32 protein-coding genes are annotated in these 25,541 nt (G+C 66.7%); 30 read left to right on the top strand and 2 right to left on the bottom strand.

Annotated elements, in window-relative coordinates; translation table 11 throughout:
• Positions 1–87: 87 nt before the first annotated feature.
• From QQK25_RS00290 to QQK25_RS00265, 6 genes are read left to right on the top strand one after another with little or no spacing between them, the layout of a single operon-like run.
• On the top strand, positions 88–405 hold the full coding sequence (locus tag QQK25_RS00290; RefSeq protein WP_153161766.1) for an ArsR/SmtB family transcription factor: 318 nt from the start codon (positions 88–90) through the stop codon (positions 403–405).
• 38 nt (positions 406–443) lie between these two features.
• The gene (locus QQK25_RS00285; protein ID WP_284186220.1) at positions 444–854 is read left to right on the top strand and encodes a rhodanese-like domain-containing protein; all 411 of its coding nucleotides are present in this window, start codon (positions 444–446) and stop codon (positions 852–854) included.
• Between the two features lie 2 nt (positions 855–856).
• The gene (grxC, locus tag QQK25_RS00280) at positions 857–1,126 is read left to right on the top strand and encodes a glutaredoxin 3 (RefSeq protein WP_284186219.1); all 270 of its coding nucleotides are present in this window, start codon (positions 857–859) and stop codon (positions 1,124–1,126) included.
• A 42-nt stretch (positions 1,127–1,168) separates the two neighbouring features.
• Complete coding sequence (gene secB / locus QQK25_RS00275) at positions 1,169–1,624, top strand: protein-export chaperone SecB (RefSeq protein WP_153161768.1); 456 nt, start codon at positions 1,169–1,171, stop codon at positions 1,622–1,624.
• Complete coding sequence (locus tag QQK25_RS00270; RefSeq protein ID WP_306664075.1) at positions 1,624–2,082, top strand: SH3 domain-containing protein; 459 nt, start codon at positions 1,624–1,626, stop codon at positions 2,080–2,082. Before secB ends, QQK25_RS00270 begins: the two co-directional genes overlap by 1 nt.
• Positions 2,083–2,086: 4 nt before the next feature.
• Positions 2,087–3,067 carry an NAD(P)H-dependent glycerol-3-phosphate dehydrogenase gene (locus tag QQK25_RS00265; RefSeq protein WP_284186218.1) on the top strand — a complete coding sequence of 327 codons (981 nt, stop codon included), beginning with the start codon at positions 2,087–2,089 and terminating at the stop codon, positions 3,065–3,067.
• A 2-nt stretch (positions 3,068–3,069) separates the two neighbouring features.
• Here QQK25_RS00265 and QQK25_RS00260 read toward each other — a convergent pair whose 3' ends face one another.
• Positions 3,070–3,534, bottom strand: coding sequence for a tRNA (cytidine(34)-2'-O)-methyltransferase (locus QQK25_RS00260; RefSeq protein WP_284186217.1), 465 nt, complete (start codon positions 3,532–3,534; stop codon positions 3,070–3,072).
• A 33-nt stretch (positions 3,535–3,567) separates the two neighbouring features.
• The gene (locus QQK25_RS00255) at positions 3,568–4,290 is read right to left on the bottom strand and encodes a ComFC family protein (protein WP_284186216.1); all 723 of its coding nucleotides are present in this window, start codon (positions 4,288–4,290) and stop codon (positions 3,568–3,570) included.
• A gap of 71 nt (positions 4,291–4,361) precedes the next feature.
• Between QQK25_RS00255 and bioB the strand changes: the two genes are divergently transcribed.
• From bioB to QQK25_RS00135, 24 genes are all read left to right on the top strand, one after another.
• Complete coding sequence (gene bioB / locus QQK25_RS00250; RefSeq protein ID WP_153161771.1) at positions 4,362–5,351, top strand: biotin synthase BioB; 990 nt, start codon at positions 4,362–4,364, stop codon at positions 5,349–5,351.
• A 9-nt stretch (positions 5,352–5,360) separates the two neighbouring features.
• Positions 5,361–6,245 carry a methyltransferase domain-containing protein gene (locus QQK25_RS00245; protein WP_284186215.1) on the top strand — a complete coding sequence of 295 codons (885 nt, stop codon included), beginning with the start codon at positions 5,361–5,363 and terminating at the stop codon, positions 6,243–6,245.
• A gap of 3 nt (positions 6,246–6,248) precedes the next feature.
• Positions 6,249–6,896: a pyrimidine 5'-nucleotidase gene (locus tag QQK25_RS00240; protein WP_284186214.1), complete on the top strand. Its 648-nt coding sequence runs from the start codon at positions 6,249–6,251 to the stop codon at positions 6,894–6,896.
• A gap of 49 nt (positions 6,897–6,945) precedes the next feature.
• Positions 6,946–8,022 carry a 3-deoxy-7-phosphoheptulonate synthase gene (locus QQK25_RS00235; protein WP_284186213.1) on the top strand — a complete coding sequence of 359 codons (1,077 nt, stop codon included), beginning with the start codon at positions 6,946–6,948 and terminating at the stop codon, positions 8,020–8,022.
• Positions 8,022–8,852 (top strand): phosphoserine phosphatase SerB, encoded by an 831-nt coding sequence (gene serB, locus QQK25_RS00230; RefSeq protein WP_284186212.1) that lies wholly within the window; start codon positions 8,022–8,024, stop codon positions 8,850–8,852. Before QQK25_RS00235 ends, serB begins: the two co-directional genes overlap by 1 nt.
• A gap of 249 nt (positions 8,853–9,101) precedes the next feature.
• Positions 9,102–9,638, top strand: a complete 537-nt coding sequence (locus QQK25_RS00225) for a C40 family peptidase (RefSeq protein ID WP_284186211.1) — start codon at positions 9,102–9,104, stop codon at positions 9,636–9,638.
• 39 nt (positions 9,639–9,677) lie between these two features.
• Complete coding sequence (gene aat, locus QQK25_RS00220) at positions 9,678–10,379, top strand: leucyl/phenylalanyl-tRNA--protein transferase (RefSeq protein WP_284186210.1); 702 nt, start codon at positions 9,678–9,680, stop codon at positions 10,377–10,379.
• Between the two features lie 6 nt (positions 10,380–10,385).
• A complete protein-coding gene (locus QQK25_RS00215; protein ID WP_284186209.1) occupies positions 10,386–11,126 on the top strand; it encodes an arginyltransferase in 741 nt (246 codons plus the stop codon).
• 12 nt (positions 11,127–11,138) lie between these two features.
• The gene (locus tag QQK25_RS00210) at positions 11,139–11,612 is read left to right on the top strand and encodes a hypothetical protein (protein WP_284186208.1); all 474 of its coding nucleotides are present in this window, start codon (positions 11,139–11,141) and stop codon (positions 11,610–11,612) included.
• Between the two features lie 41 nt (positions 11,613–11,653).
• Positions 11,654–12,667 carry a quinone-dependent dihydroorotate dehydrogenase gene (locus QQK25_RS00205; RefSeq protein ID WP_284186207.1) on the top strand — a complete coding sequence of 338 codons (1,014 nt, stop codon included), beginning with the start codon at positions 11,654–11,656 and terminating at the stop codon, positions 12,665–12,667.
• Between the two features lie 113 nt (positions 12,668–12,780).
• Positions 12,781–13,365 (top strand): electron transport complex subunit RsxA, encoded by a 585-nt coding sequence (gene rsxA / locus QQK25_RS00200; RefSeq protein WP_153161781.1) that lies wholly within the window; start codon positions 12,781–12,783, stop codon positions 13,363–13,365.
• A gap of 4 nt (positions 13,366–13,369) precedes the next feature.
• Positions 13,370–13,921, top strand: coding sequence for an electron transport complex subunit RsxB (rsxB, locus tag QQK25_RS00195; RefSeq protein ID WP_153161782.1), 552 nt, complete (start codon positions 13,370–13,372; stop codon positions 13,919–13,921).
• 41 nt (positions 13,922–13,962) lie between these two features.
• On the top strand, positions 13,963–15,663 hold the full coding sequence (rsxC, locus tag QQK25_RS00190; RefSeq protein WP_284186206.1) for an electron transport complex subunit RsxC: 1,701 nt from the start codon (positions 13,963–13,965) through the stop codon (positions 15,661–15,663).
• Between the two features lie 21 nt (positions 15,664–15,684).
• Positions 15,685–16,707, top strand: coding sequence for an RnfABCDGE type electron transport complex subunit D (locus QQK25_RS00185; RefSeq protein WP_284186205.1), 1,023 nt, complete (start codon positions 15,685–15,687; stop codon positions 16,705–16,707).
• Between the two features lies 1 nt (position 16,708).
• Positions 16,709–17,374 carry an RnfABCDGE type electron transport complex subunit G gene (locus QQK25_RS00180; protein ID WP_284186204.1) on the top strand — a complete coding sequence of 222 codons (666 nt, stop codon included), beginning with the start codon at positions 16,709–16,711 and terminating at the stop codon, positions 17,372–17,374.
• Positions 17,375–17,386: 12 nt separating this feature from the next.
• On the top strand, positions 17,387–18,067 hold the full coding sequence (locus QQK25_RS00175) for an electron transport complex subunit E (RefSeq protein ID WP_284186203.1): 681 nt from the start codon (positions 17,387–17,389) through the stop codon (positions 18,065–18,067).
• A 16-nt stretch (positions 18,068–18,083) separates the two neighbouring features.
• Positions 18,084–18,710, top strand: a complete 627-nt coding sequence (nth, locus tag QQK25_RS00170; protein ID WP_284186341.1) for an endonuclease III — start codon at positions 18,084–18,086, stop codon at positions 18,708–18,710.
• Between the two features lie 178 nt (positions 18,711–18,888).
• Positions 18,889–19,317, top strand: coding sequence for a DUF1841 family protein (locus QQK25_RS00165; protein ID WP_284186202.1), 429 nt, complete (start codon positions 18,889–18,891; stop codon positions 19,315–19,317).
• A 183-nt stretch (positions 19,318–19,500) separates the two neighbouring features.
• Complete coding sequence (locus QQK25_RS00160) at positions 19,501–20,508, top strand: sulfate ABC transporter substrate-binding protein (RefSeq protein WP_284186201.1); 1,008 nt, start codon at positions 19,501–19,503, stop codon at positions 20,506–20,508.
• 11 nt (positions 20,509–20,519) lie between these two features.
• On the top strand, positions 20,520–21,188 hold the full coding sequence (locus QQK25_RS00155; protein WP_284186200.1) for an RBBP9/YdeN family alpha/beta hydrolase: 669 nt from the start codon (positions 20,520–20,522) through the stop codon (positions 21,186–21,188).
• A gap of 188 nt (positions 21,189–21,376) precedes the next feature.
• Positions 21,377–22,228: a methionine ABC transporter ATP-binding protein gene (locus QQK25_RS00150; protein ID WP_284186199.1), complete on the top strand. Its 852-nt coding sequence runs from the start codon at positions 21,377–21,379 to the stop codon at positions 22,226–22,228.
• Positions 22,221–22,898, top strand: a complete 678-nt coding sequence (locus QQK25_RS00145; protein ID WP_284186198.1) for a methionine ABC transporter permease — start codon at positions 22,221–22,223, stop codon at positions 22,896–22,898. The genes QQK25_RS00150 and QQK25_RS00145 overlap by 8 nt, the downstream gene beginning before the upstream one ends.
• 49 nt (positions 22,899–22,947) lie before the next feature.
• A complete protein-coding gene (locus tag QQK25_RS00140) occupies positions 22,948–23,778 on the top strand; it encodes a MetQ/NlpA family ABC transporter substrate-binding protein (protein WP_284186197.1) in 831 nt (276 codons plus the stop codon).
• Between the two features lie 148 nt (positions 23,779–23,926).
• Positions 23,927–25,258 carry a phenylacetate--CoA ligase family protein gene (locus tag QQK25_RS00135; protein ID WP_284186196.1) on the top strand — a complete coding sequence of 444 codons (1,332 nt, stop codon included), beginning with the start codon at positions 23,927–23,929 and terminating at the stop codon, positions 25,256–25,258.
• The last annotated feature ends 283 nt before the right edge of the window (positions 25,259–25,541 follow it).

Here is a 25,541-nt window from a genome sequence, read left to right as displayed (position 1 = left end):
CACCGGCCCTGGCCGACCGGGCCATCCGCACCAGTGGTGCAAAAAATGCTATTTTATAATATTGACTCGCGCCTACCCGAATCGTTCGTGAAGACAACCACCGCCGAACTCATCGCCAACCAGGAGCACATCGAGACCGCGGCCCGGGCCTTGAAAGCGATCGCTCACCCCCTGCGCCTGAAGATCCTGTGCGTCATCGGCAGCGAGGAAGCCTGTGTCCAGGACATCGTGGATGCCGTCGGCACCTCCCAGAGCAACATCTCCCAGCACCTCGCCATCCTGCGCGACAAGGAAGTGCTGCTCACCCGCAAGGATGCCAACCGGGTATTCTATCGCGTGGGAGATCCACGCACGCTCCAGCTCATCGCCATGATGCGTGAAGTGTTCTGCGGCGAAGACTCGTAATATCCCGTCCCTTTTCCCTCAGCCCCGGAGTTTGTTTCGTGGAATTCATCCAGCAAAACTGGTATTGGGCAGCGCTCGCTGCCGTCAGCGGCGTGATGCTCGTCGTCACTTCGCTGCGTGGCGGCCGTGGCATCAGCCCCGCCCAGGCCACCGCCCTCATCAACCGTGAAGACGCCCTCGTCGTCGACGTGCGCGAAGCCGCCGAGTTCACCGCCGGCCACCTGCTCAACGCCCGCCACATCCCCCTGGGCGACCTCCAGAAGCGCATCGGCGAGCTCGAAAAATTCAAGGACAAGCCTGTTATCCTCAACTGCCAGAGCGGCGGTCGCTCGGCCAGCGCCTGTGCGATCCTCACCAAGGCCGGCTTCACCAACGTACACAACCTGGAAGGCGGCATCGAAGCCTGGGTGCAAGCCGGCATGCCGATCAGCCGTCAGAAGAAGAAGTGACCATGCAACCCAAAATCCTGATGTACTCAACCGCCGTCTGCCCCTACTGCGTCCGCGCCGAAGGCCTGCTGCGTCGCAAGGGTGTCACCGAGATCGAGAAGGTCCGCATCGACACCGACCCGGAGCGCCGTGACGAGATGATGGCCCGCACCGGCCGCCGCACCGTGCCGCAGATCTACATCGGCGATTACCACGTGGGCGGCTGCGACGACCTCTTCGCCCTCGACCACGAAGGCAAGCTCGACGCCCTGCTCAAGGGCGAAGCCGCCTGACCCGATCAACGAAATCCTGATTTCTCAACCGGAAAGACCACCATGTCCGAAAACGCCCAACCCGTCTTCTCCATCGAAAAGCTCTACGTCAAGGATCTGTCCCTCGAGGTGCCGAACGCACCGCAGATCTACCTCGAGCGCGAAGCCCCCCAGATCAACGTCCAGCTGCGCACCGAAGGCAACGGCATCGACGAAGGCGTGTTCGAAGTCACCCTGACCGTCACCGTGACCGCCCAGCTGCCCGAAGACAAAACCGTCTTCCTGGTCGAAGTCGCCCAGTGCGGCATCTTCCAGATCCGCAACGTGCCCCAGGAAGACCTGGAACCGATCATGATGATCGGCTGCGCCAACATCCTCTTCCCGTACGCCCGCGAGGCCGTCTCCGATGCCGTGACCCGCGCCGGCTTCCAGCCCGTGCTGCTCGCCCCGGTCAACTTCGAGGCCCTGTTCCAGCAGAACCGCCAGCAGGCCCCGGGTACCGACGTTCCGGTCCAGTAATGACGATGCGCCGCCGCACCACTGCGGCGCTGCTCGCGCTGTCGCTCGCCTTCGCGGCGGCAGGCGCGAGCGCCGCCTCGGATTTCCGCTCCCTCGCCGAGCCGGCCATCCTTTACGATGCGCCGTCCAAGCAAGGCAAGCCGCTGTTCGTGATCCAGCGCTACACGCCCGTCGAGATGGTCGTGAACATCGACCGCTGGGTGAAGGTCCGCGAACCCGCCGGCAGTCTGCTATGGCTTGAACGCCGCCAGCTTTCCGACAAGCGCACGGTGATCATCACCGCCGCCCGCGCCGAAATCCGCCAGAAGCCCGACACCGGCGCCTCCGTGGTCTTCGAGGCCGCGAAGGACGTAGTCCTCGAGCTCGGCGACAAGCCGCCCGCCGATGGCTGGGTGGGCGTCCGCCATCGCGATGGCAGCAGCGGATTCATCCGCATCAACCAGGTCTGGGGTCTGTAAGCCGATGCGCATCGCCGTCTTTGGCGCAGGGGCGTGGGGAACCGCCCTCGCCCTCGCCTTCGCCCGTGGTCATCAGGTCGTGCTGTGGAGCCGCGAATCCGCCGAGATCGCCGCGCTGCGTGCCGACGGAGAAAACCGCCGCTACCTGCCGGGCATTCCGATACCGACCGAGCTTGAGCTCACCGACAGCCTGCCCGAAGCCGCGAAGGCCGATCTGCACCTCGTCGTCACGCCCCTCGCCGGCCTGCGCGACACCGCCCGCGCCCTGCGCGCCGCGGCGCCGGGCACCCCGCTGCTGTGGGCCTGCAAGGGCCTTGAAGCCGGCACGGCCAAGCTCCCGCACCAGATCGTCGCCGAAGAACTCGGCGAAGACGCGCCCTGCGGCGTGCTCACCGGCCCGAGCTTTGCCGCCGAAGTCGCCAAAGGCCTGCCGGCGGCGGTCACCGTCGCCGCCCGCGACATCGGCTTTGCCCGCCATTGGGTGCAAGCCCTGCACAACAACCGGCTGCGCCTCTACGCCAACGACGACCTCGTCGGCGCCGAAGTGGGCGGCGCGGTCAAGAACGTGATGGCGATCGCCGCCGGCGTCGCCGACGGCATGGGCTTCGGGCTCAATGCCCGCGCCGCGCTCATCACCCGCGGCCTCGCCGAGATCACCCGCCTGGGTGTCGAGCTCGGCGCCCGTCGCGACACCTTCATGGGGCTCGCCGGCCTGGGCGATCTGGTCCTTACCTGCACGGGCGACCTGTCGCGCAACCGCCGCGTCGGCCTGATGCTCGCCGAGGGCAAGACGCTCCCAGACATCCTCGCAGCCCTGGGCCATGTGGCCGAAGGCGTCAGCACCACCCACGAAGTCGCCGCCCTGGCCGGCCGGCTGGGTGTCGACATGCCGATCACGCTGGCCGTCGACGGCGTGCTCAACGGCACCGTGTCGGCCCGTGATGCGGTCGAGCAGCTCCTCGCCCGCGATCCCAAGCAGGAATAAGCCTAGGCGCCGCCGGCAAAGCCCGACTGGCGCCAGGCTTCATAGACCACCACCGCAGCCGCATTCGACAGATTGAGGCTGCGGTTGCCCGGCTGCATCGGAATGCGCAGCCGGCGCTCGTCGCCGAATTCCGCATGGAGCTCTGGCGGCAGGCCGCGGGATTCCGACCCGAAGACGAACACATCCCCCGGCTGGAAGGCCACCTCCGCGTAATTTCGCCCGCCATGGGAGGTCAGCGCGAAGATGCGCTGCCCCTCGAAGCCGGCCCGGCAGCTCGGCCAGTCTTCATGCACCGTCACCACCGCCATATCCCGGTAATCCAGGCCGGCGCGGATCAGCTGCTTTTCTTCGAGCGTGAAACCCAGCGGTTTGACGAGGTGCAGCCGCGCGCCCGAATTGGCACACATGCGCATGATGTTGCCGGTGTTCGGAGGAATCTCCGGCTGATGTAGGACGACATGGAACATGGGCGCGGATTGTGCACGCCCGTCCCCGCCCGATCAAGCCGGCGCAGGCGTGCGCGCCACCACCCGGTTCTCGACCCGCTCGGCGCCCGCCGCCTTCAGCGCCCGGGCAAACTCCGCCAGCGTTGCGCCGGTGGTCATCACATCATCAATCACCACCACCCGCTTCCCCGCCAGCGGCGCGGTCACCCGGAAGGCGCCGCGGATGTTCGCCACCCGCGCCTTCCAGGGCAGGCTCGCCTGGGGCGAGGTATCGAGATCGCGCACCACACCATCCAGCAGCACCGGCAACCCCCAGCGCTGCGCCAGCGGACGGGCCAGCTCGGCGGCCTGATTGAAGCCGCGCTCCCTGAGGCGCGCCGGGTGGAGCGGCATCGGCAAAACAATGTCAGCCTCGGGAACCGGCGCCGCCGCCATCAGGTCGACGAACAACCTCGACGTGCTGAGCCGATGGCCATACTTGAGCGCCTGAATCAATCGATCCACCGGAAAACCGTAATCGAGCACCGCGCGGGTCGCATCAAAGGGCGGCGCCTCGCGCAGGCAGGCGCCGCAGATTTCGCCCAGCGGCTGGCCGATGGCGCACACCGGACAGCGCGCATCGCCCTTTCCGGGCAGCTCTGCAAGGCAGACAGAGCACAGCACGTCGCTCCCGCTGGCAGCGCCGCAGGCAAAGCACTGCTGGGGAAAGATCGCCGTTGCCACGGCATCCCGCGCAACGGCCAGCCAGTCACGCTGGCCAGGTGCTTGATTTGACAAATCCAGACCCCTTCGGAGAAACTAAAAGGCTTCGTAATTTTGAATTACAGCCAAAATAAGGGTTCATGACAATGACCGCCACCGTCGCCTGCGCAGAGAGCGCCCCGACCGCCGCAACCACGCCGACCCGTAAACGCTGGACCGTCGCCGAGGTCGAAGCCCTGTTCGCGCTGCCGTTCAACGACATGCTGTTCCGCGCCCAGCAGGTGCACCGCGAGCATTTCGACCCGAACGCCGTGCAGCGCTCCACCCTGCTCTCGATCAAGACCGGCGGTTGTTCCGAAGACTGCGGCTACTGCTCGCAGTCGGCCCGCTACGATACCGGCCTCGAGAAGGAAACCCTTCTCCCCCTGAACGAGGTGCTCGAAAACGCCCGCGCCGCCAAGGCCAAGGGTTCGACCCGCTTCTGCATGGGCGCCGCCTGGCGCGGCCCGAAGGAAAAGGATCTCGCCCCGGTGCTCGACATGGTCCGCGAGGTAAAGGCCATGGGCCTCGAGACCTGCGTCACCCTCGGCATGCTGAAGGACGGCCAGGCCGAGCAGCTCAAGGAAGCCGGTCTCGACTACTACAACCACAACATCGACACCTCGCCCGAATTCTACGGCCAGATCATCACCACCCACACCCTGCAGGATCGCCTCGACACCCTCGAGAAGGTCCGTGACGCCGGCATCAACGTGTGCTGTGGCGGCATCGTCGGCCTAGGCGAGACCAAGAAGAGCCGCGCCGCGCTGATCGCCGAGCTGGCCAACATGAATCCGCCGCCGGATTCCGTGCCCATCAACAACCTGGTGCAGATCGAAGGCACCCCGCTGGGCAGCGCCGAAGCCATCGACCCGTTCGATTTCGTCCGCGTGATCGCCGCCGCGCGCATCACCATGCCCGAGAGCTACGTGCGCCTGTCCGCTGGCCGCCAGGAGCTCGGCGATGGTTTCCAGGCCCTGTGCTTCATGGCCGGCGCCAACTCGATCTTCTACGGCGAGCGCCTGCTCACCACCGACAACCCGGACGCCGACGCCGACGACAAGCTCTTCGCCCGTCTCGGCCTGAAGTCCATCTAAGCCTGCCCGATGACCGCTCCCGATTTCCAGCTCGACCCGCGCCTCGTGCGCCGTCGGGCCGGACGGGCTGCTGCGGGCTACGGCAAGGTCGACACCCTCGCGCGGGAAGTCTCCCGCCGCATGGGTGAGCGCCTCGACTACATCCGCATCACCCCGACGCGGATCCTCGACTTGGGCTGCGGCCCCGGCGCCGACCTCCCCGGCTTCGCCCAGCGCTACCCCGGCATCCCCCGCATCGCCATCGACTCGGCGCCGGCCATGCTCGCCCAGGCCCGCGGCGACACCGGCCTCCTCAAGCGTCTGATGCGCTTCGGCAAGCCTGCCGAGCCGTATTTTGTCTGCGCCGACGCCACCGCCCTGCCCCTCGCCCGCAGCAGCGTGTCGCTCGTGTGGTCCAACCTGATGCTCCAGTGGCTGCACGATCCGCTACCGGCGCTGAAGGAAGCCCACCGGGTGCTCGAAGTGGGGGGCATGGTGATGTTCTCCACCCTTGGGCCCGACACGCTGAAAGAACTCCGCGCATCGCTGCCGCCGTCCGACGCCGAGCACCTGCACCGCTTCATCGACATGCACGATCTGGGCGACGCCCTCGTCAAGGCCGGCTTCGCCGATCCGGTGATGGACATGGACATGATCACCGTCACCTACGCCGGGCTCGACGACCTGCTCAATGCCCTGCGCACCAGCGGCTCCACCAACGCCTCCACCAGCCGCCCCCGCGGGCTCGTCGGCAAGGGACACTGGCAACACCTGCGCAGCCACTACGAAAAGCTGCGCAAGAACGACCGCCTGCCCGTCACCGTCGAAGTCGTCTACGGCCACGCCTGGAAGGCCGAACCCAAGGTCGCCGACGACGGCCGCGCCATCGTCCGCTTCCAGCCCAAACCCGTCTGACCGATGCAACCTGTCTGGCTGTTTGACCTCGACAACACGCTGCACAACGCCAGCCCGCACATCTTCCCCCACATCAACCGCAGCATGACGGCCTACCTCATGCGCGAGCTTGATCTCGACGAACCGGCCGCCAACCGGATGCGCATGGACTACTGGCGACGCTACGGCGCCACGCTGCTCGGCCTCATGCGCCATCACGGCACCGACCCTCGCCACTTCCTCGACGACACCCATCAGTTTCCGGATCTCGCCCGGATGGTCGTCTTCGACAGCGCCCTCCATCACCTGCTGCGTCGCCTGCCGGGACGCAAGATCGTCTTCTCCAACGGCCCCCGGCGTTACGCCGAAGCCGTGCTCGACGTGATGGGCATCCGTAATCACTTTGCCGACGTCTACTCGGTCGAGCAGATGCGCTTCCACCCCAAGCCCGGCACCCGCGGTTTCCGGCACCTGCTCCGCGACCACCGCCTCAACCCGGCCCGCTGCATCATGGTCGAAGACAGCGCGGTCAACCTGCGTACCGCCAAACGCCTCGGCATGACCACTGTGTGGATCAGCCGCAGCCTGCGCAAGCCGCCTTTCGTCGATCACCGCCTGCCGTCGGTGCTTGGCCTTGCGCGGCGCGCGATGCGCGGCGTCACTTCGAGGTAAAATGCCGGACTCGGCGCCCCGCGCGCCACGCTGATGAGCAGCCACTGCCATGACCACCGCCCAGACTGAAAACCTGAACATCGCGGCCTTCGACCGCATGCCCTCCCCCGAAGAGATCGTCGCTCGCGTCCCGCTGACCGACGCTGCCGCCAACGTCGTCCTCGAAGGCCGCCGCACCCTGCAGGCCATCCTCGACCGCAAGGATCCGCGCATCTTCGTCGTCGTCGGCCCGTGCTCGATCCACGACCCCGTCGCCGGCCTCGACTACGCCAAGCGCCTCAAGAAGCTCGCCGACGAAGTCTCCGACACCCTGGTGCTCGTGATGCGCGTCTACTTCGAAAAGCCGCGCACCTCCACCGGCTGGAAGGGCTACATCAACGACCCGTACATGGACGACTCCTTCCGCATCGACGAAGGCATGGAGAAAGCCCGCCACTTCCTGCTGCAGGTGAACGAAGCCGGCCTGCCCGCCGCCACCGAAGCCCTCGACCCGATCGCCCCGCAGTACTACGGCGACCTCATCGCCTGGACCGCCATCGGCGCCCGCACCTCCGAATCCCAGACCCACCGCGAGATGGCCTCTGGCCTGTCGACTCCGGTCGGCTTCAAGAACGGCACCGACGGCTCCCTCGACGCCGCCGTGAACGGCATCCTGTCCTCGGCCGCGCCTCACAGCTTCCTCGGCATCAACGCCCAGGGCCAGTCGTCGGTCATCCGCACCCGCGGCAACGCCTACGGCCACGTGGTGCTGCGCGGCGGCGGCGGCCGCCCCAATTACGACACCGTTTCCGTCTCTCTTGCCGAGAAGGCCCTCGCCAAAGCCAAGCTGCCGGCCAACATCGTCATCGACTGCTCCCACGCCAACTCCTGGAAGAACCCCGAGTACCAGCCGCTGGTGATGCGCGACGTGGCCCACCAGATCCGCGAAGGCAATCGCTCCATCGTCGGCCTGATGATCGAGAGCAACATCGAAGCCGGCAATCAGCCGATCCCGGCCGATCTCACCCAGCTGCGCTACGGCTGCTCGGTGACCGACGCCTGCGTCGACTGGGCGACCACCGAAGAGATGATCCGCAACACCCGCGACATCCTGCGCGAGGTCCTGCCCCAGCGGAGCCAGGCTTGATGAATCTGGTTGTCCAGGGACGCAAGCTCGAAACACGCGCTCTGAAGGATCTGACCACCCTCACCGGCTCGGAGGGGGTGGGTCGGCTTGGCCCGAATGCGGTTCGCCTCATCAATGCCAACCCGCACCCGGAACTCGCCGCGTACTGCGAAACCCACGAACTCGACTTCGCCTTCGTGCCCGAAGGGCGGCGGCTTGCCGATTTCCGGCTGTTCGTCACCGACATGGACTCGACGCTCATCACCATCGAGTGCATCGACGAGATCGCCGACATGCAGGGCCTGAAGGCCGAGGTGGCCGAGATCACCGAAGCCGCCATGCGGGGCGAACTGGATTTCCGCGAATCCCTGACTCGCCGTGTCGCGCTGCTCCAAGGGCTGCCGGAGGATGCGCTGGGCCGCGTCTTTCACGAAAGGCTCAAGCTCAACCCGGGCGCCGAAAGCCTGATCGCCGGACTCAAGAAGGCCGGCATCGTCACCGTACTGGTATCGGGCGGCTTCACCTATTTCACCGAGCGCCTGCAGAAACAGCTCGGTTTCGACTACGCCGTGGCCAATGAACTGGAAATCCGCGCCGGCAAGCTTACCGGCAAGGTGAAGGGCGACATCATCGACGGTGAGGCCAAGCGCCACACCCTCGAACTCGTCCGCAGGCATCACGGCTTCGCACCCGAAACCGTGATCGCCGCCGGCGATGGCGCCAACGATCTGCCGATGCTGCTCGCAGCCGGGGTCGGCATCGCCTATCACGCAAAACCCGTCGTCCGGGAGAAGGCCTCCTACGCCCTCAACCACAGCGGCCTGGACGGCATCCTGAACCTGTTTGCGTGACCTGATTGTTGGTGCGACTGGCGCGGGTGCTTCGCCGCAGAAAGCCGAAGGGCCCTTTTGTGAAGATGTACTGACCGGTTCAGCTCATCTTCCGCGCGGCCTCCCGGACGTTACTGCCCGCGACCAGTGCGGAACGAATACTACCGACACTGCCATCGGCATACTGTGGCGCAGTGCACATTGCGCAATGCAACATCGATATCCGTCGAAATTCTTTACACTAATTGCGTCATTCGGTAGACTGATTAGATGCCTATCAAAAAGACCATCGTCGGCTTTTTTGTAGCGGCCGCGCTCTCCTGCGCAGCCAACGCTGCGGAACCCATCGCACCGGCTCAGGAAGAAGCGCCCGCACCCACCGTGCTGGAGCGCTACTCCGATTCGATGCGTTCGCTCGTCACGCGCAGCCTCAACTTCCTTGGCGTCCCCTACCGCATGGGCGGCACCAGCCCCCTCACCGGCTTCGACTGCAGCGGTTTTGTCGGCAAGGTGTTCTCCGACGCCCTTGGCTTCGGCCTCCCGCGCACGGCGGCCGAAATGTCCCAGACCGGCGAACAGGTCAAGATCAACGATCTGAAACCCGGCGATCTGGTGTTCTTCAACACCATGCGCCGTGCCTTCTCCCACGTGGGCATCTACCTCGGCAACTACCAGTTCGTGCACGCACCTTCTGCCGGCGGCGTGGTTCGCGTCGAGGACATGCGTGTTTCCTACTGGGCTGCCCGCTACGACGGCGCCCGCCGCGTTCTGCCCAGCGCTTCGGCCCGGCCCACTCAGGCCAACTGATCCGTTGCCGGCACCGCCGGCTTCCTGGTTCGCTGTGACATGATTCCCTGGCTCGGCGACCAACCTGATTTTCCCCCCACATCCCGCGCCCTGCGCAACCCCAACGGCCTCCTTGCGGCCGGTGGCGCCCTGACGCCCGACTGGCTGCTCGCCGCCTATCGTCGCGGCATCTTCCCGTGGTTCAACGACGGCGAGCCCATCCTGTGGTGGAGCCCCGACCCACGGATGGTGGTCTTCCCCGATCAGATCCGCATCACCCGCTCCCTGCGCAAGACGCTCCGCAACGCCCATTACGAAGTCCGCCTCGACAGCGACTTCCCCGCGGTCATCCGTGCCTGCGCCGAAACCCGCGAAACCACCGGAACCTGGATCACCCAATCCATCCAGGACGCCTACATCCGGATGCACGAACTCGGCTACGCCCACTCGGTCGAAACCTGGGTTGATGGCGAGCTCGTGGGTGGCCTTTACGGCATGGCGGTCGGACGCGCCTTTTACGGCGAGTCGATGTTCAGCCTCCGCACCGACGCCTCCAAGATTGCCTTCGTGCACCTGGCGCGCTTCCTTGAGCAACGGGATTTTCGCGTGCTAGATTGTCAAATGACCACCCGCCACCTGGCCTCACTGGGTGGTCGCGAGATTCCCCGCGAAGATTTCGTGAAGCTGCTCGACACCCTCACCCGCGACGGCCCGCTGCCCGCCCGCTGGCCGATTGACGGTGCCCAAGCCCCCTGGACCTGACGTGCGATGCTCAAGGACTACCCCTATTCCCTGCTGCAGTTCTACGCCACGGCCCCTTACGCCTGCTCCTACCTGCCCGAGCGCCAGGCACGCTCCCAGGTTGCCACCCCCAGCCACCTGATCGACACCCCGCTTTACAGCGAGCTCGTACGCAGCGGGTTTCGCCGCAGCGGCATCTTCACCTACCGCCCGTACTGCGACGCCTGCCGCTCCTGCGTGCCGGTACGCATCCCGGTGGCCGAATACCAACCCAACCGCAGCCAGCGCCGTGCGTGGTCGGCCCACGCCCACCTGCTTCCCCGCGAGCTGCCGCTGGAATTCACCGAAGAGCACTACGCCCTCTATCAGCGCTACCAGGCCAGCCGTCACGCTGGCGGCGGCATGGACCAGGACAACCGCGAGCAATACACCCACTTCCTGCTGCAAAGCCACGTGGACAGCCGCCTCATCGAGTTCCGCGAGAAAGGCATCCTGCGCATGGTGAGCGTCATCGACTGCCTCACCGACGGCCTTTCCAGCGTCTACACCTTCTACGACCCGGACATCACCACCGGCAGCCTTGGCACCTTCGGGGTGCTGTGGCAGATCGAAGTGTGCCGCGAACTCGGGCTACCCTATCTCTACCTCGGCTACTGGATTCGCGACAGCCGCAAGATGGCCTACAAGGCGCGCTTCCGGCCGCTCCAGGGGCGCATCGGCGGCCAATGGCGCACCCTCACCGACGCCGACTTCACCCGCCTCGACTGACTCCACGCCGCCATGACCCTCACTATCCGAGCCCTGTGGGCCGCCGCGCTCACCTGCTCGGCGATCAGCGCCAACGCCACGCCCACTCTTGACGACTTCTCCACCGCCCCGCACCGGGACTGGCTGACGCTCTCCGGTGCCTCCCATCACTTTCAGCCCGACCGCCGCGACTGGCGCGAAGTGAACCCGGGCATCGGCGTGGAACGCGAACTCACCGGCACGCCCTGGGTGGCCTCGGCCGGCTACTTCCGCAACAGCTACGACCGCAACACCTTCTATCTGGGCGGGCGCTGGATGCCCCTCGAAGCCGGGCCCTTCCGCTTTGGTGCCTTCGGACTGCTCGCCACCGGCTATCCGTCACCCATCCTCGTGCTGCCCGCCGTATCGGCGCAGATCGGCCGGGTGGGTGCCAATCTGGTCGCCCTGCCCAATCTTCCCGGCTATAGCGGTTACGTCGGGCTACAGCTGCGTATCGCCGTGGATTGATTGAAGAAACAAGACTTTTCCGCACTGCGGTAGAATGGCGGATGCTCTACGAAATCGCCCGCCCGGTGCTGTTTTCCCTCGATCCGGAAACCGCCCACGAAACCACCCTCGCCGGCCTCAATCTCGCCGGTCGCCTGCTGCCTGCCGCCCGCCCGCTTCCGGCCAATCCGGTCGAGGTCATGGGCCTGCAGTTTCCCAACCGCATCGGCCTTGCCGCCGGCCTCGACAAGAACGGCGAAGCCATCGACGGCCTCGCCCGCATGGGCTTCGGCTTCATCGAAATCGGCACGATCACGCCCCGCGCCCAGCCCGGCAACCCCAAGCCGCGCATGTTCCGGCTGCCCGAGGTCAAGGGCGTCATCAACCGCATGGGTTTCAACAACCACGGCATCGACGCGCTGATCGGCAACGTCCAGCAGATGAAATACCGCGGCATCCTCGGCATCAACATCGGCAAGAACGCCGACACTCCCATCGAGCGCGCCGCCGACGACTACCTGATCTGCCTCGACAAGGCCTACCCGCTGGCGAGTTACATCACCGTCAACATCTCGTCGCCCAACACCAAAAATCTCCGCCAGCTGCAGGGCGAATCCGAACTCGACGCCCTCCTCGGCCAGCTCAAGGCGCGCCAGGCCCAGCTCGCCGACAAGCACGGACGTTACGTGCCGATCACCCTCAAGATCGCCCCCGATCTCGACGACGCCCAGATCACCAACATCGCCGACGCCCTGCGCCGCCACCGTATCGACGCGGTGATCGCCACCAACACCACCCTGGCCCGCGACAAGGTCCAGGGCATCAAATTTGGCGACCAGCAGGGCGGGCTCTCTGGCGCGCCGCTGTTCGAGGCCTCCACTGCGGTCGTTGCCGCGCTGGCCAAGGCGCTCCAGAACGAACTGCCGATCATCGCCGCGGGTGGCGTGCTCAACGGCCGCCAGGCCCGGGCCAAGCTCGAAGCCGGCGCCAAGCTGGTCCAGCTCTACAGCGGCCTCGTCTATCGCGGACCGGCGCTGGTCCGCGAATCCGTCGCCGAAACCCGCGATTTCGCCTGATGCGTCACGCGCCGGCCAAAACCCTACCTTATGGCGGGCTTGAGTCCCTGCCAGCCGGCGCGGGATAATCCCTCTTTCGTCCTGCCCTCTGGATCTTCGCGTTCCTGGCATCCATGACAAGCTATCTCTTCGTGATCCTCGGCGCCGTTCTGGTGAACAACGTCGTGCTGGTCCGCATCCTCGGTCTGTGCCCCTTCATGGGCGTCTCGAAGAAACTCGAGACCGCCGTCGGCATGGGCGCGGCCACCACCTTCGTGCTCACCCTCGGCTGCGGCACCAGCTATCTGGTCGACCACTACGTGCTGATGCCGGCCGGTGTCGAATACCTGCGCACCCTGGCCTTCATCGTCATCATCGCCGCCATCGTGCAGGTGACCGAACTCGTCATCCAGAAGAGTAGCCCCACGCTGCACCAGGTGCTGGGCATCTACCTGCCGCTCATCACCACCAACTGTGCGGTGCTGGGCGTTCCGCTCCTAAACGTCGCGCTGCACCACGACCTGCTTGAATCCCTGCTGTTCGGCTTCGGCAGCTCGGTCGGTTTCTCCCTCGCCCTCGTGCTGTTTGCCGGCATCCGCGAACGCCTCGATGGCGCCGACGTGCCCACGCCTTTCAAGGGCACCGCCATCGCCATGGTCACGGCCGGCCTGATGAGCCTTGCCTTCATGGGCTTCGCCGGCCTCGACAAGTACCACTGACATCATGCTCACCGCGCTTCTCGTCATGACCGGCATCGCCCTCGTCCTCGGGGCGCTGCTCGGCTTTGCATCGATCAAGTTCAAGGTTGAAGGCGACCCGCTGGTCGACAAGATCGACGCCATCCTCCCGCAAACCCAGTGCGGCCAGTGCGGCTTTCCCGGCTGCCGGCCCTACGCCACGGCCATCGCCGGTGGCGAAGCCGAGATCAACCAGTGCCCCCCGGGCGGCGAGGAAGGCATCCGCAAGCTGGCTGATCTCCTCGGCCGCGAGTTCAAGCCCCTCTCCGAAGAGCACGGCGTCGAAAAACCCAAGTCGGTGGCCGTCATCGACGAGCAGACCTGCATCGGCTGCACCCTGTGCATCCAGGCCTGCCCGGTCGATGCCATCGTCGGCGCCGCCAAGCAGCTGCACACCATCATCGCCTCCGAATGCACCGGCTGCGAGCTGTGCCTCGCCCCCTGCCCGGTGGATTGCATCGTGATGGAGCCCATCGCCGAAACCGTCGATACCTGGAAGTGGCGTTATCCGGTCTTCGAGATCAAGGCGGCCGCCTGACATGAACCATTCCGCACGCGCCTGCCCCGGCGAGGCCTGACATGCTGCGCAAACTCTTCAAGTTCCACGGCGGCGTGAAGCCGCAGACCAACAAGACCGAATCGACCACCGCGCCCATCGGGCAGGTGCCGCTGCCGGATCGTCTGGTCATCCCACTCCACCAGGCGGTGGGCGGTCACCCGCGGCCCCTCGTGGCCCCCGGCGACAAGGTCTTCAAGGGCCAGCGCATCGGCGGCGCCGACGGCAACCTGTCGTCCGCGGTGCATGCCTCCACCTCCGGCATCGTCCGCGACGTGGCGCCGGCACTGATGCCCCACACCTCCGGCCTCGAAGCCTTGTCGGTGATCATCGAACCCGACGGGGACGACGCCTGGGGCCAGCTCGACACCATCAACTTCCGTAGCGCCGCGCCCGACGAAGTGCGCGACTACCTGCGCGACGCCGGCGTCGTCGGCCTGGGCGGCGCGGTGTTCCCCAGCTACGCCAAGCTCAAGCCGGGCAAGGAGGGCCGCCTCAAGACGCTGGTCATCAACGGCGCCGAGTGCGAACCCTTCATCACCTGCGACGACCTGCTGATGCGCGAGCGCGCCCCCGAGATGCTCAAGGGCATCATCGCCATGCGCCACATGCTGCAGGCCGAGGAAGTTCTGATCGGCATCGAGGACAACAAGCCCGAAGCCGTCGCCGCCGTGCAGGCTGCCATCGCCGCCAGCGGCGAGACCGGCATCGAGGCCGTCGCCATCCCCACCCGCTATCCCGCGGGCGGCGCCAAGCAGCTCATCCGCGTGCTCACCGGCATCGAAGTCCCCCACGGCCGGCGCTCCACCGATTTCGGCGTGCAGTGCTTCAACGTGGGTACCGCGTTCAGCATCCACGAAGCCCTCGAGTTCGGCCGGCCGCTGATCTCCCGCGTCGTCACCGTCGCCGGCAACGTCAATGCCCCGCGCAACTACGACGTGCTGATCGGCACGCCGATGGACCACGTGGTCCGCCTCGCCGGCCCCCGCGCCGACACCGACCGCTACATCATGGGCGGCCCGATGATGGGCGTGCGCCTGCCGCGCTTCGACGTGCCCGTGGTCAAGGCCACCAACTGCATCCTGGTGGGCAGCCCGGCGCTGTTCCCGGCCCCGGCGCCCGAGATGCCGTGCATCCGCTGTGGCGAGTGCGCCAAGGCCTGCCCGGCCGATCTGGCGCCCTTCGAGATGTACTGGTTCTCCCGCGCCAAGAACTTCGGCAAGGCGCAGGAATACCACCTCTTCGACTGCATCGAGTGCGGCTGCTGCAGCTTCGTGTGCCCGTCCCACATCCCGCTGGTGGATTACTTCCGCTTCTCCAAGAGCGAGATCTGGGCCCGCGAACGGGAGAAGGAAGCCGCCGACGCCGCCCGCGACCGCTTCGAGTTCAAGAATTACCGCCAGGAACGCGAGAAACAGGAAAAGGCCGAGAAGCTCGCCGCCAAGGCTGCAGCCACCCGCGAGAAGGTCGCCGCCGAAGGCGCCGCCCCGGCCACCGACGCGGCTGCCGCGCCGGCCAAGCCCAAGCCCTCCGTCGACCCGGCCAAGCTCGCATTGATCGAAGCCGCGATGGAAAAGGCCCGCCAACAAAAGGCCCAGGCCGCCCCCAAGAACACCGAGGTCGCCGCCCCCGAGATCCAGGCCGAGATGGCCGCCATCGACGCACGCCGCGAAGCCGCCGGGGCCGACAAGCCCACCAACGCGCCGCCCGCTGCCGGCGCCTGAGCCCCTTTCGCGCACACTCTGATGATCAATTCCCCCTTCGTCCGCAAATCCGCCAGCGTCCAGCAGGTCATGCTCAAGGTGCTGCTGGCCCTCGTTCCGGGCATCGCCGCCTATGTCTGGTTCTTTGGCGCCGGCATCCTGGTTCAGCTCGCCATCGCCTCCGCCGCAGCCCTGGCCGGCGAGGCCGCCATGCTCGCCATCCGCGGCAAGCCCAAAGCGCTGTTCCTCACCGACCTCTCCGCCATCGTCACCGCCTGGCTGATCGCCCTCACCTTTCCGCCCATCGTGCCCTGGTGGCTCACCGTCACCGGCACCCTGCTGGCGGTGGTGGTGGTCAAGCAGCTGTATGGCGGCCTCGGCCAGAACCCCTTCAACCCGGCCATGGCGGCCTTCTGCCTGATGATCGTCGCCTACCCGGCGCTGATGTCCCAGTGGCCCGCCGCCGGCCAGTTGGATTTCGGCACCCAGCTCAAGCTGATCTTCGGAGGCCTGCGCGATGTGGACGCCATCACCGGCGCCACACCCCTCGACGCCCTGCGCACCGCCCTGCGCGGCGCCACCAACCCAGATTCCCCATTCCACGGCCTGCGCGCCAGCCAGCTCCAGGATGGTCCGGCCTTCGGCATGATGGGTGGCAAGGGCGGCGAATGGGTGGCCTTTGGCTACCTCGTCGGCGGCCTGTGGCTGATCCAGCAGCGCATCATCACGTGGCACATCCCGGCGGCCTTCTGCGGTGCGCTGTTCGTCGTGTCCGGCATGATGTGGGGCCTCCATCCCGACGGCTTCGCCTCGCCGCTGTTCCACCTGGCCTCTGGCGGCGCGATGATCGGCGCCTTCTTCATCCTGACCGATCCGGTCTCCGGCGCCACCACCGCCCGCGGCAAGCTGCTGTTCGCGGCCGGCGCGGCGGTGCTCACCTTCGTGATCCGTGCCTTCGGCGCCTATCCGGACGGCGTCGCCTTCGCCACCCTGCTGATGAACATCCTCGTGCCGATCATCGACATGAAGACTCAGGCGCCGGTGTTCGGCCACAAGAAAGACTGACATGAGCGAGACCACCGCCCTCCGGCTGTCCGCCCGCACCGGCACCATCATGGTGGCCTTCACCGTGGTGTTCACCGCCCTGATGGCCTTCACCTACGGCGCCACCAAAGTCCAGATCGACGCCGCCGCGGCAGACGAGAAGATGAAGCTCATCTCCGAAGTCCTGCCCGCCAGCAGCTTCGACAACGTGCTGCTCGACGACTTCGTCGCCCTCGGCCCCACGCCCGCGCTGGGTCTCGACGAAGGCGGCCGCATCTACCGTGCCCGCAAGGCCGGCGCGCCCGCCGGGCTGCTCCTCGAAACCGTCGCGCCCGACGGCTACAGCGGCCGCATCGACCTGATCGTCGCCGTGCGCGCCGATGGCAGCGTCTCCGGCGTCCGTGCCGTCACCCATCGTGAAACCCCGGGCCTCGGCGATTACATCGACCCCAAGAAGGACAAGAACAAGGCCTCGCCCTGGATCGCCCAGTTCGCCGACATCAAGGCCGCCGACCTGCCCGGCTGCAAGGTGAAGAAGGACGGCGGACAGATCGCCTACCACACCGGCGCCACCATCAGCGCCCGCGCGGTGACCAACGCGGTGGCCCGCGCCGCCCGCTTTGCCGCCGACAACCACGACCGCCTTTTCGCCGCGCAGAACGGCGAGAAGTTTGCCGGCAACCCCTGACGGAGCCCCGCCATGGACCTCCAAGCCTATAAAGACATCGCCTGGAACGGCGTCTGGAAGCAGAACACCGGCGTCGTCCAGATCCTCGGTCTGTGCCCGATCCTCGCGATCAGCACCAACATCGTCAATGCGGTCAGCCTGGGCCTCGCGACCATCGTGGTGATGGCCATGTCCAACCTGGTCATCGCCGCACTGCGCAATTTCATCCCCTACGAAATCCGCATCCCGGTGTTCATCCTGATCATCGCGGCGCTCGTCACGGTGGTCGATCTGGCCTTCAACGCCTACCTCCACGAGCTCTACCTGGTGCTCGGCATCTTCATCCCGCTGATCGTCACCAACTGCATCGTGCTCGCCCGGGTCGAGGCCTTCGCCGCCAAGAACGAACCCGGCGGCTCGACGGTGGACGGCATCGCGATGGGCATCGGCCTCACCCTCGTGCTGGCCGTGCTGGGCGCCATGCGTGAGGTGGTCGGCAGCGGCACCCTGCTCTCCGGCATCGACATGATCTTCCCCGGCATGCAGCCCATCGTCCTGTTCGGCGACGACTACCCGGGCTTCCTGGTCGCCATCCTGCCGCCGGGCGCCTTTATCGCACTGGGCTGCCTGATCGCTGGCCGCAACTGGATCGAAGCCCGCAAGCTGGCCCGCGCCCACGCCGCCGCCCTCGCGGCCAAGGCCGCCGAGGCCTGACCACGCCATGGCCGACATGCGCCTCGCGGCGGTCGCCGAAGCCTTCCGCCGGCTGCGCGACGCCAACCCCAACCCGACCACCGAACTCGAATACGCCTCGCCCTTCCAGCTGCTGGTGGCCGTGGTGCTGTCGGCCCAGGCCACCGACAAGGGCGTGAACATCGCCACCCGCAAGCTCTTCGCGGCGGCCCCCACGCCCGAGGCGATGGCGGATCTGGGCGAGAACGGCATCGCCGAATACATCAAGACCATCGGCCTGTTCCGCAACAAGGCCAAGAACACCGCGCAGCTCTCCCGCCTGCTCGTCGAGCGTCACGGCGGCGAGGTGCCCAACGATCGCGAAGCCCTCGAAGCCCTGCCCGGCGTCGGCCGCAAGACCGCCAACGTGGTGCTCAACACCATCTTCGGCGAGCCGACGATGGCCGTGGACACCCACATCTTCCGCCTCGCCAACCGCACCGGCCTCGCCCCCGGCAAGGACGTGCTGGAGGTGGAAAAGCGCCTGCTGCGCCGCATCCCCAAGGAATACCTGCGCGACGCCCACCACTGGCTCATCCTCCACGGCCGCTACGTGTGCGTCGCCCGCAAGCCCAAGTGCGACGAGTGCATCATCCGCGATCTATGCCTCTATAAAGGGAAGTAGGGACTGGGAGGTGGAAAATGGGTAATGGGTAATGGGAAATAGGAAGTGGGACGCAGCCACTTCCCCGGCTCCAGCGCCCCACTCCCCACTCCCCATTACCCACTCCCCATTACCCACTCCCCATTACCCACTCCCCAATATCCAATACCCAATACCCAATACCCACTCCCCAAAAACCATGTTCGATCCTTCCCGTGACCAGGCCCGCCAGTTCTTCGTCGATTCCTGGCGCAAGCACCAGAACCGCGAAGTCCTGACCCAGCTCGAGATCATCGCCGCCGACCTCGTCGCTCATCACCCCGAGTACCACGGGCTCATCAACGACCCGGACGGCGTGCAGAAGGATTTCAGCCCCGACGACGGCCAGATCAACCCCTTCCTGCACCTGTCGCTGCATCTGGCGATCGAGGAACAGCTCTCGATCAACCAGCCCCCCGGCATCCGCGAAGCCTTCGAGCACGCCCAGGCCCGCCACGGCGATCGCCACGCGGCGCTCCACGACGTGCTCGAATGCCTTGGCGAAACCATCTGGCGCGCCCAGCGCGACAAGGCGCCCCTCGACGGCAAGGCCTACGTCGAATGCGTGTGGAAGCGCGCCGGCAGCTAAGCCAAGCCGCAGCACCCTATCCGCCCCCGGCCCCGCCGGGGGTTTTCATTTGGGCCGGCCCATTGGCGCGTCCAATCCCAATCCCATCCCGGTGATTAGCTTCTTCCTTTTAATTGGTTCGGCCAGCGCTGACTCGTCCCTAGACTTGGCACATCCATTCACGAGAACCAGAAGGAAATCACCATGCCCCGACACTTCAAGCGCCGCCTTTTTGCCGGCCTCCTCGCCCTCGGCCTCGCCGCCCCGGCCCTGGCCCAGCAGACCCTGCTCAACGTCTCCTACGACCCGACCCGCGAGCTCTACCAGGACTTCAACGCGGCCTTCGCGAAATACTGGAAGAACAAGACCAACGAGACGGTCACCGTCAAGCAATCCCACGGCGGCTCGGGCAAGCAGGCCCGCTCCGTGATCGACGGCCTCGAAGCCGACGTGGTCACCCTGGCCCTCGCCTACGACGTGGACGCCCTCGCCGACAAGGCCAAGCTGATCCCCGCCGACTGGCAGAAGCGCCTCCCCCACAACGCCTCCCCCTACACCTCGACCATCGTCTTCCTGGTGCGCAAGGGCAACCCGAAGCAGATCCGCGACTGGAACGACCTCGCCAAGCCAGGCGTCGCGGTGGTCACCCCCAACCCCAAGACCTCCGGCGGTGCCCGCTGGAACTACCTCGCCGCCTGGGGCTACGCCCTCAAGCAGCCCGGCGGCACCGACGCCAGCGCGAAGGACTTCGTGAAGAAGATCTACGCCAACGTCAAGGTGCTCGATTCCGGCGCCCGGGGCTCCACCACCACCTTTGTGGAGCGCGGCATCGGCGACGTGCTGATCGCCTGGGAGAACGAAGCCTACCTGGCCATCAAGGAGCTCGGCCCAGACAAGTTCGACCTCGTCACCCCGTCCATCTCCATCCTCGCCGAACCGCCCGTGAGCATCGTGGACAAGGTGGTGGACAAGCGCGGCACCCGCAAGCTCGCCACGGCCTATCTCGAATACCTGTACTCCCCCGAAGGCCAGACCCTCGCCGGCGACAACTACTACCGCCCCCGCGACCCGAAGATCGCCGCGAAGTACGCAAAGCAGTTTGCCCCGGTCAAGCTGTTCACCATCGACGACACCTTTGGCGGCTGGACGAAGGCCCAGCAGCTCCACTTCGCCGACGGCGGCATCTTCGACCAGATCACCACCGTCCGCTGAGGCCACACGCCATGCCCCACACCACCCTCATCGTGCCCGGCTTTCAGGGGAGCGGGCCGGCGCACTGGCAGAGCTGGATCGAGGCGCAGCTGCCCGGCGCACGCCGCGTCGCCGACATCGACTGGGAGCGGCCGATCCTCGCCCGCTGGGCCAACGCCGTGCGGGATGCCATCGACCGCTCGCCCGGGCCGGTGTGGGTGGTGGCCCACAGCTTCGGCTGTCTCGCCTCGGTGGTAGCGGCGGCCGACCGCCCCGACCGGGTTGCCGGCCTCATGCTCGTCGCCCCGGCCGATCCGGACCGCTTCACCCCCGCCGGCCTGCGGGACGCAACCGACTACCACGACCAGGACAGCCTCGCCCAGTGGATTCCCCGCCACGCCCTGCCGGCCCCCAGCCTGGTGGTGGCCAGCACCAACGACCCGTGGGTGCGGCTGTCGTCCGCCGCCTACTGGGCCGACTGCTGGGGCAGCCAGCTCGTGGATATCGGGCCAGCCGGCCACATCAACGTGGATTCCGGCCACGGCCCGTGGCCCCAGGGCCTCGCCCTGCTCCAGCGTCTTCAGGCCGCCTGCGAAGACCTGCCGCTCGGCAGCATCGACAACAGCTCGATCAGGCGCCGGGGCCGCCACAGCGCACTCGCCAGACTCCGCCACCGCACCCGCCAGCTCGCCGGCATCTGACCACCGCAAACCGCCCGCGCCCGGGTCCGCAAGGACACCGGGCCGCTCGCCGTGGACGCACGTCGCCCGGCCGTCAGGCATGCAAAGCTCTGCACGAATCATCTGCATAGCTCTGCAGATTTAATTGGTTCAGGTGCCAGACCCCGGCGAATAAAGTGGCTGCGTTCCCAGCACTTTTGCACCGCACCATGTCCGCTACCCCAGCATCCACGCCCGCCATCGCGCTCAAGGGCGTCTCCCGCCGCTTCACTGACCCCGGTGGCGGCGAGGTCGGCGTTCGCACCACCGATCTGGTGGTTCCCCAGGGCGAGATCCACGGAATCATCGGCTTCTCGGGCGCCGGCAAATCGACCCTCCTGCGCCTGGCCAACCTCCTCGAGCGCCCCGACGCCGGCGAGGTGATCGTCCACGGCCAGAACCTCACTCGGCTCTCGGCCGCCGGCCTGCGCCAGGCCCGCCACCGCATCGGAATGATCTTCCAGCACTTCAACCTGCTCCATAACCAGACCGTCGCCGAGAACGTCGCACTGCCCATGCGCATCGCCGGCGCCAGCCCGGCGCACATCAAAAAGCGCGTCGCCACCTGCCTGGATTTCGTCGGGCTGGCGGCCAAGGCGGATGTGTATCCCGGTCGCCTCTCAGGCGGCCAGAAGCAGCGCGTCGCCATCGCCCGCGCCCTGGCGCCCGAGCCCCATGTGCTGCTGGCCGACGAGCCCACCTCGGCCCTCGACCCGCGCACCACGCTGGATCTGCTCGACGTGCTGGCCGACGCCAACCGCCAGTTCGGCGTGACGATCCTCCTCGTCAGCCACGAGATGGAAGTGGTCCGCCGACTGTGCCACCGGGTGTCGGTGATGGAGGGTGGCCGCATCGTCGAGCAGCTCGACATCGCCAACGGCGCGATCCCCGAAGGCTCCCGGCTTGCCAGCTGGCTGGCCGATTTCGGCGCCGTCGGCCCGGCCGCCAGCCCGTCCCCCACGCAGTCCGAAGCGGCTGCGCCCGCCCCGCACCACTTCGCCCTGGAGGCCGCCCATGCCTGAAAACCTCCTCGACACGCTGATCGAACTGCAGCCCGAGATCCTCAAAGCCACCGGCGAGACCCTGCTGATGCTCGCCATCTGCCTGTCGGTGGCCCTCGTGCTGGGCGGCGCGCTGGGCATTCTGGTGTTCCTCAGCAGCCGCGGCCAGTCGCTGGAACGCTTCCGCGTCTTCAATCTGGTGACCAACGGCGTCATCAACGTGGTGCGCAGCTTCCCGTTCATCATCCTGCTGGTCGCCATCTCGCCGTTCACCCGGGTGATCGCCGGCACATCGATCGGGCCGCTGGCGGCCAGCGTGCCGCTATCCATCGCCGCCACCTTCTATTTCGCCCGCCTCATCGAACAGACCCTGCGCGACGTGCCCCGGGGCGTGATCGAAGCCGCCGAAGCGATGGGCGCCTCGCCGCTGCAGATCGTGCGCCACGTGCTGCTGGTCGAGGCCCGCTCGGGCCTGGTGCTGGCCATCACCGTGCTGGCGGTGAGCTTCCTGTCCTACTCGGCGGTGGCCGGCGTGGTGGGTGGCGGCGGCATCGGCGATCTGGCGATCCGCTACGGCTACTACCGGTTCCAGACCGACGTGATGGTCATCACCATCGTCCTGCTCATCGCCCTCGTCCAGAGCGTCCAGTTTGCCGGCCAGTGGCTCGCCCGCCGGGTGGACAAGCGCTAAACCCCAAAACAACAACACCTCTAACCCAATCGTTCCGGAGAACACCACCATGCACAGCACCCGCCGCCACTTCGCCCTGCGCCTTGCCCAGCTTGCCGCCACCGTCGGCCTCGTCGCCGGGCTCGGCCTTGGCACCGCCCACGCCCAGGAAAAGAAGACCCTCGTCATCGGCGCCACCGCCGGCTCCAACTTCGACCAGCTCAAGCTGGGCATCAAGCCTGTGCTCGAAAAGAAGGGCTACACCGTCAAGCTCGTCGAATTCAACGACTACGTGCAGCCCAACCTGGCCCTCGCCCAGGGTTCGCTGGACGCCAACCTCTTCCAGCACATCATTTACCTGAAGAAATTTTCGGCCGACAAGGGGCTGAACCTCACCGACATCACCAGGGCGCCCATCGCCCCGCTGGGCCTGTACTCCAAGAAGCGCAAGAGCCTCGCCGACGTGAAGGACGGCGACCGCATCACCCTGCCCAACGACCCGAGCAACCTGGCCCGCGCGCTGGTCTTTCTTGAGCAGAACAAGCTCATCAAGGTGAAGGCCGGCGTCGATCCGCTCAAGGCCACCGAGAAGGACGTGGCCGAGAACCCGCGCAAGCTGGTGCTCACCCCCATCGAAGCCGCCCAGCTGCCGCGCACCCTCGACGACGCCGAGTTCGCCCTCATCAACGGCAACTTCGCCATCTCGTCCGGCCTCAAGCTCACCGAAGCCGTGGCGCTGGAAAAGACCCCGGACCACTACCTCAACGTGGTCGCCGTCAAGACCGAGGACAAGGACAAGCCCTGGGCCAAGGACATCGCCGGCGCCTTCCACACCTCCGAATACCGCGCCGTGCTGGACAAGCACTTCGCCGGCTACGCCCGCCCGGCCTTCCTCCAGTAATCGAGCCTGCCTGTAGGTCGGTGTAGGTCGGACTTCAGTCCGACATTTCCGTCAGCCGGCCGGATTGCGATGTCGGACTGAAGTCCGACCTACAACGACCTACACCGACCCACACCGACCTACAGTCCGCCCCCCAAGGATTCACGTCATGCTGAGCCCCGCCCGTCCCTACTGGGACGCCGCCCTCGAAACCCAGTCCCGTGCCGACTGGGACGCCCTGAAGCTGCAACTGCTGCAGAAGCATCTGCTCCACGCCTACCACCACTCGCCCTTCTACCGGGCGAGCTTCGACGCTGCCGGTGTGCATCCCGAAATCGTCCGCAGCCTCGACGACATCCGGCGCTTTCCCTTCATCAACAAATCCACCCTGCGCGAGCGCCAGCTCGCCGTGCCGCCCTTCGGCGATCTGGTGGCCGTGCCCGAACGGGACATCGTCTACATCTCCGCCTCCAGCGGCTCGACCGGCGTGCCCACCGCCTCGCCCTTCACCGCCCAGGATTTCGACGACTGGATCGACTACGAGGCGCGCCAGTTCTGGTCGTCCGGCCTGCGCCCGGAAGACCGTTACGCCCATTCGCTCAACTTCTCGCTGTTCGTCGGCGGCCCCTGCGTGCTGGGCGCCCAGAAGCTCGGCGCCCTGTCGATCCACGCCGGCACCGTGCCGTCCGAGCGCCTGCTCGCCATCCTGCGCCAGTTCCAGGTCACCGCCATCTGGACGACGCCGTCCTACGCCTGGTATCTGGGCGAGACCGCCATCAAGGAAGGCATCGACCTGCGGAAGGATCTGTCGGTGCGGCGCATCTTCGTGGCCGGCGAGCCCGGCGGCTCGATCCCCGAAACCCGCCAGCGCATCGAAGCCCTGTGGGGCGCGTCGGTGTACGACTACTACGGCCTGTCGGACATCTTCGGCTCCTGCGCCGGCATGTGCGAGGAGAAAGACGGCCTGCACTGGGCCGAGGATCACATCCTGGTCGAGGTGCTCCACCCGGACACCAACGAGCCCGTGTCCGAGGGCGGCCGCGGCGAGCTGGTGCTCACCACCCTCAAGAAGACCGCCCGCCCGATGATCCGCTTCCGCACCGGCGACATCGTGTCCTTCACGTCCGCCCCCTGCGCCTGCGGCCGCACCTCCATCCGCCTGCAGGGCATCCACGGCCGGCTCGACGACATGCTCATCATCAAGGGCGTCAATGTCTTCCCCAGCGACGTGGAAGCCATCGCCCGGCGCGACCACGACCTCACCGGCGAATACCGGCTGATCGTCGAGCGCGAAAACCATCTCGATCGCCTCACCGTCGAGGTCGAACGCAGCGCCGCCACCACGGCCACCGATGCCGAACTCGCCGGCCGCTTCGCCCACCACCTAAAGGCCGTCACCGGCGTCAGCGCGGTGGTGAACATCCTGCCGCCCGACACCCTGCCCCGCGCCACCCACAAGGCCAAGCGCGTGGAAGACCGCCGCAGCGGCGTGTGGGGCTGAAGCCCGGCCAGGCACCGCCCCACGCACCCCAACGCCAAGCCTCGCCATGCCACCCAAGCAACACGGCCCGCCCCCTGCGCGGGGGCGTATCCGGCAAAACTTGCCGGCGCCCGCCCATCAACCGATTTGCCACAGCACACCGGGCTCGTCGGCTTGAATCGGGCTGTCTCCTTTGGTGCTGCTCCAGCAGCAGGCATACAATTGGAGCGGGGAGACGATTCACCGGTAACGGTGCGAGGAAACAATGACAACAAGAGGGGACGCCCTCAGAAACACCCCGGGG

Source organism: Zoogloea oryzae, from assembly GCF_030161255.1.
GTDB lineage: Bacteria > Pseudomonadota > Gammaproteobacteria > Burkholderiales > Rhodocyclaceae > Zoogloea > Zoogloea oryzae.
The sequence above is the reverse complement of the archived record's forward strand: the minus strand, read 5'-3'. Positions and strand labels throughout refer to the sequence as shown.

Coding starts and splice junctions, on each gene's coding strand:
- grxC (WP_284186219.1), top strand. CDS start 857: ATGCAACCCAAAATCCTGATGTACTCAACCGCCGTCTGCCCCTACTGC.
- secB (WP_153161768.1), top strand. CDS start 1,169: ATGTCCGAAAACGCCCAACCCGTCTTCTCCATCGAAAAGCTCTACGTC.
- QQK25_RS00270 (WP_306664075.1), top strand. CDS start 1,624: ATGACGATGCGCCGCCGCACCACTGCGGCGCTGCTCGCGCTGTCGCTC.
- QQK25_RS00265 (WP_284186218.1), top strand. CDS start 2,087: ATGCGCATCGCCGTCTTTGGCGCAGGGGCGTGGGGAACCGCCCTCGCC.
- QQK25_RS00260 (WP_284186217.1), bottom strand. CDS start 3,534: ATGTTCCATGTCGTCCTACATCAGCCGGAGATTCCTCCGAACACCGGC.
- bioB (WP_153161771.1), top strand. CDS start 4,362: ATGACCGCCACCGTCGCCTGCGCAGAGAGCGCCCCGACCGCCGCAACC.
- QQK25_RS00245 (WP_284186215.1), top strand. CDS start 5,361: ATGACCGCTCCCGATTTCCAGCTCGACCCGCGCCTCGTGCGCCGTCGG.
- QQK25_RS00240 (WP_284186214.1), top strand. CDS start 6,249: ATGCAACCTGTCTGGCTGTTTGACCTCGACAACACGCTGCACAACGCC.
- QQK25_RS00235 (WP_284186213.1), top strand. CDS start 6,946: ATGACCACCGCCCAGACTGAAAACCTGAACATCGCGGCCTTCGACCGC.
- serB (WP_284186212.1), top strand. CDS start 8,022: ATGAATCTGGTTGTCCAGGGACGCAAGCTCGAAACACGCGCTCTGAAG.
- QQK25_RS00225 (WP_284186211.1), top strand. CDS start 9,102: ATGCCTATCAAAAAGACCATCGTCGGCTTTTTTGTAGCGGCCGCGCTC.
- aat (WP_284186210.1), top strand. CDS start 9,678: ATGATTCCCTGGCTCGGCGACCAACCTGATTTTCCCCCCACATCCCGC.
- QQK25_RS00215 (WP_284186209.1), top strand. CDS start 10,386: ATGCTCAAGGACTACCCCTATTCCCTGCTGCAGTTCTACGCCACGGCC.
- QQK25_RS00210 (WP_284186208.1), top strand. CDS start 11,139: ATGACCCTCACTATCCGAGCCCTGTGGGCCGCCGCGCTCACCTGCTCG.
- QQK25_RS00205 (WP_284186207.1), top strand. CDS start 11,654: ATGCTCTACGAAATCGCCCGCCCGGTGCTGTTTTCCCTCGATCCGGAA.
- rsxA (WP_153161781.1), top strand. CDS start 12,781: ATGACAAGCTATCTCTTCGTGATCCTCGGCGCCGTTCTGGTGAACAAC.
- rsxB (WP_153161782.1), top strand. CDS start 13,370: ATGCTCACCGCGCTTCTCGTCATGACCGGCATCGCCCTCGTCCTCGGG.
- rsxC (WP_284186206.1), top strand. CDS start 13,963: ATGCTGCGCAAACTCTTCAAGTTCCACGGCGGCGTGAAGCCGCAGACC.
- QQK25_RS00185 (WP_284186205.1), top strand. CDS start 15,685: ATGATCAATTCCCCCTTCGTCCGCAAATCCGCCAGCGTCCAGCAGGTC.
- QQK25_RS00180 (WP_284186204.1), top strand. CDS start 16,709: ATGAGCGAGACCACCGCCCTCCGGCTGTCCGCCCGCACCGGCACCATC.
- QQK25_RS00175 (WP_284186203.1), top strand. CDS start 17,387: ATGGACCTCCAAGCCTATAAAGACATCGCCTGGAACGGCGTCTGGAAG.
- nth (WP_284186341.1), top strand. CDS start 18,084: ATGCGCCTCGCGGCGGTCGCCGAAGCCTTCCGCCGGCTGCGCGACGCC.
- QQK25_RS00165 (WP_284186202.1), top strand. CDS start 18,889: ATGTTCGATCCTTCCCGTGACCAGGCCCGCCAGTTCTTCGTCGATTCC.
- QQK25_RS00160 (WP_284186201.1), top strand. CDS start 19,501: ATGCCCCGACACTTCAAGCGCCGCCTTTTTGCCGGCCTCCTCGCCCTC.
- QQK25_RS00155 (WP_284186200.1), top strand. CDS start 20,520: ATGCCCCACACCACCCTCATCGTGCCCGGCTTTCAGGGGAGCGGGCCG.
- QQK25_RS00150 (WP_284186199.1), top strand. CDS start 21,377: ATGTCCGCTACCCCAGCATCCACGCCCGCCATCGCGCTCAAGGGCGTC.
- QQK25_RS00145 (WP_284186198.1), top strand. CDS start 22,221: ATGCCTGAAAACCTCCTCGACACGCTGATCGAACTGCAGCCCGAGATC.
- QQK25_RS00140 (WP_284186197.1), top strand. CDS start 22,948: ATGCACAGCACCCGCCGCCACTTCGCCCTGCGCCTTGCCCAGCTTGCC.
- QQK25_RS00135 (WP_284186196.1), top strand. CDS start 23,927: ATGCTGAGCCCCGCCCGTCCCTACTGGGACGCCGCCCTCGAAACCCAG.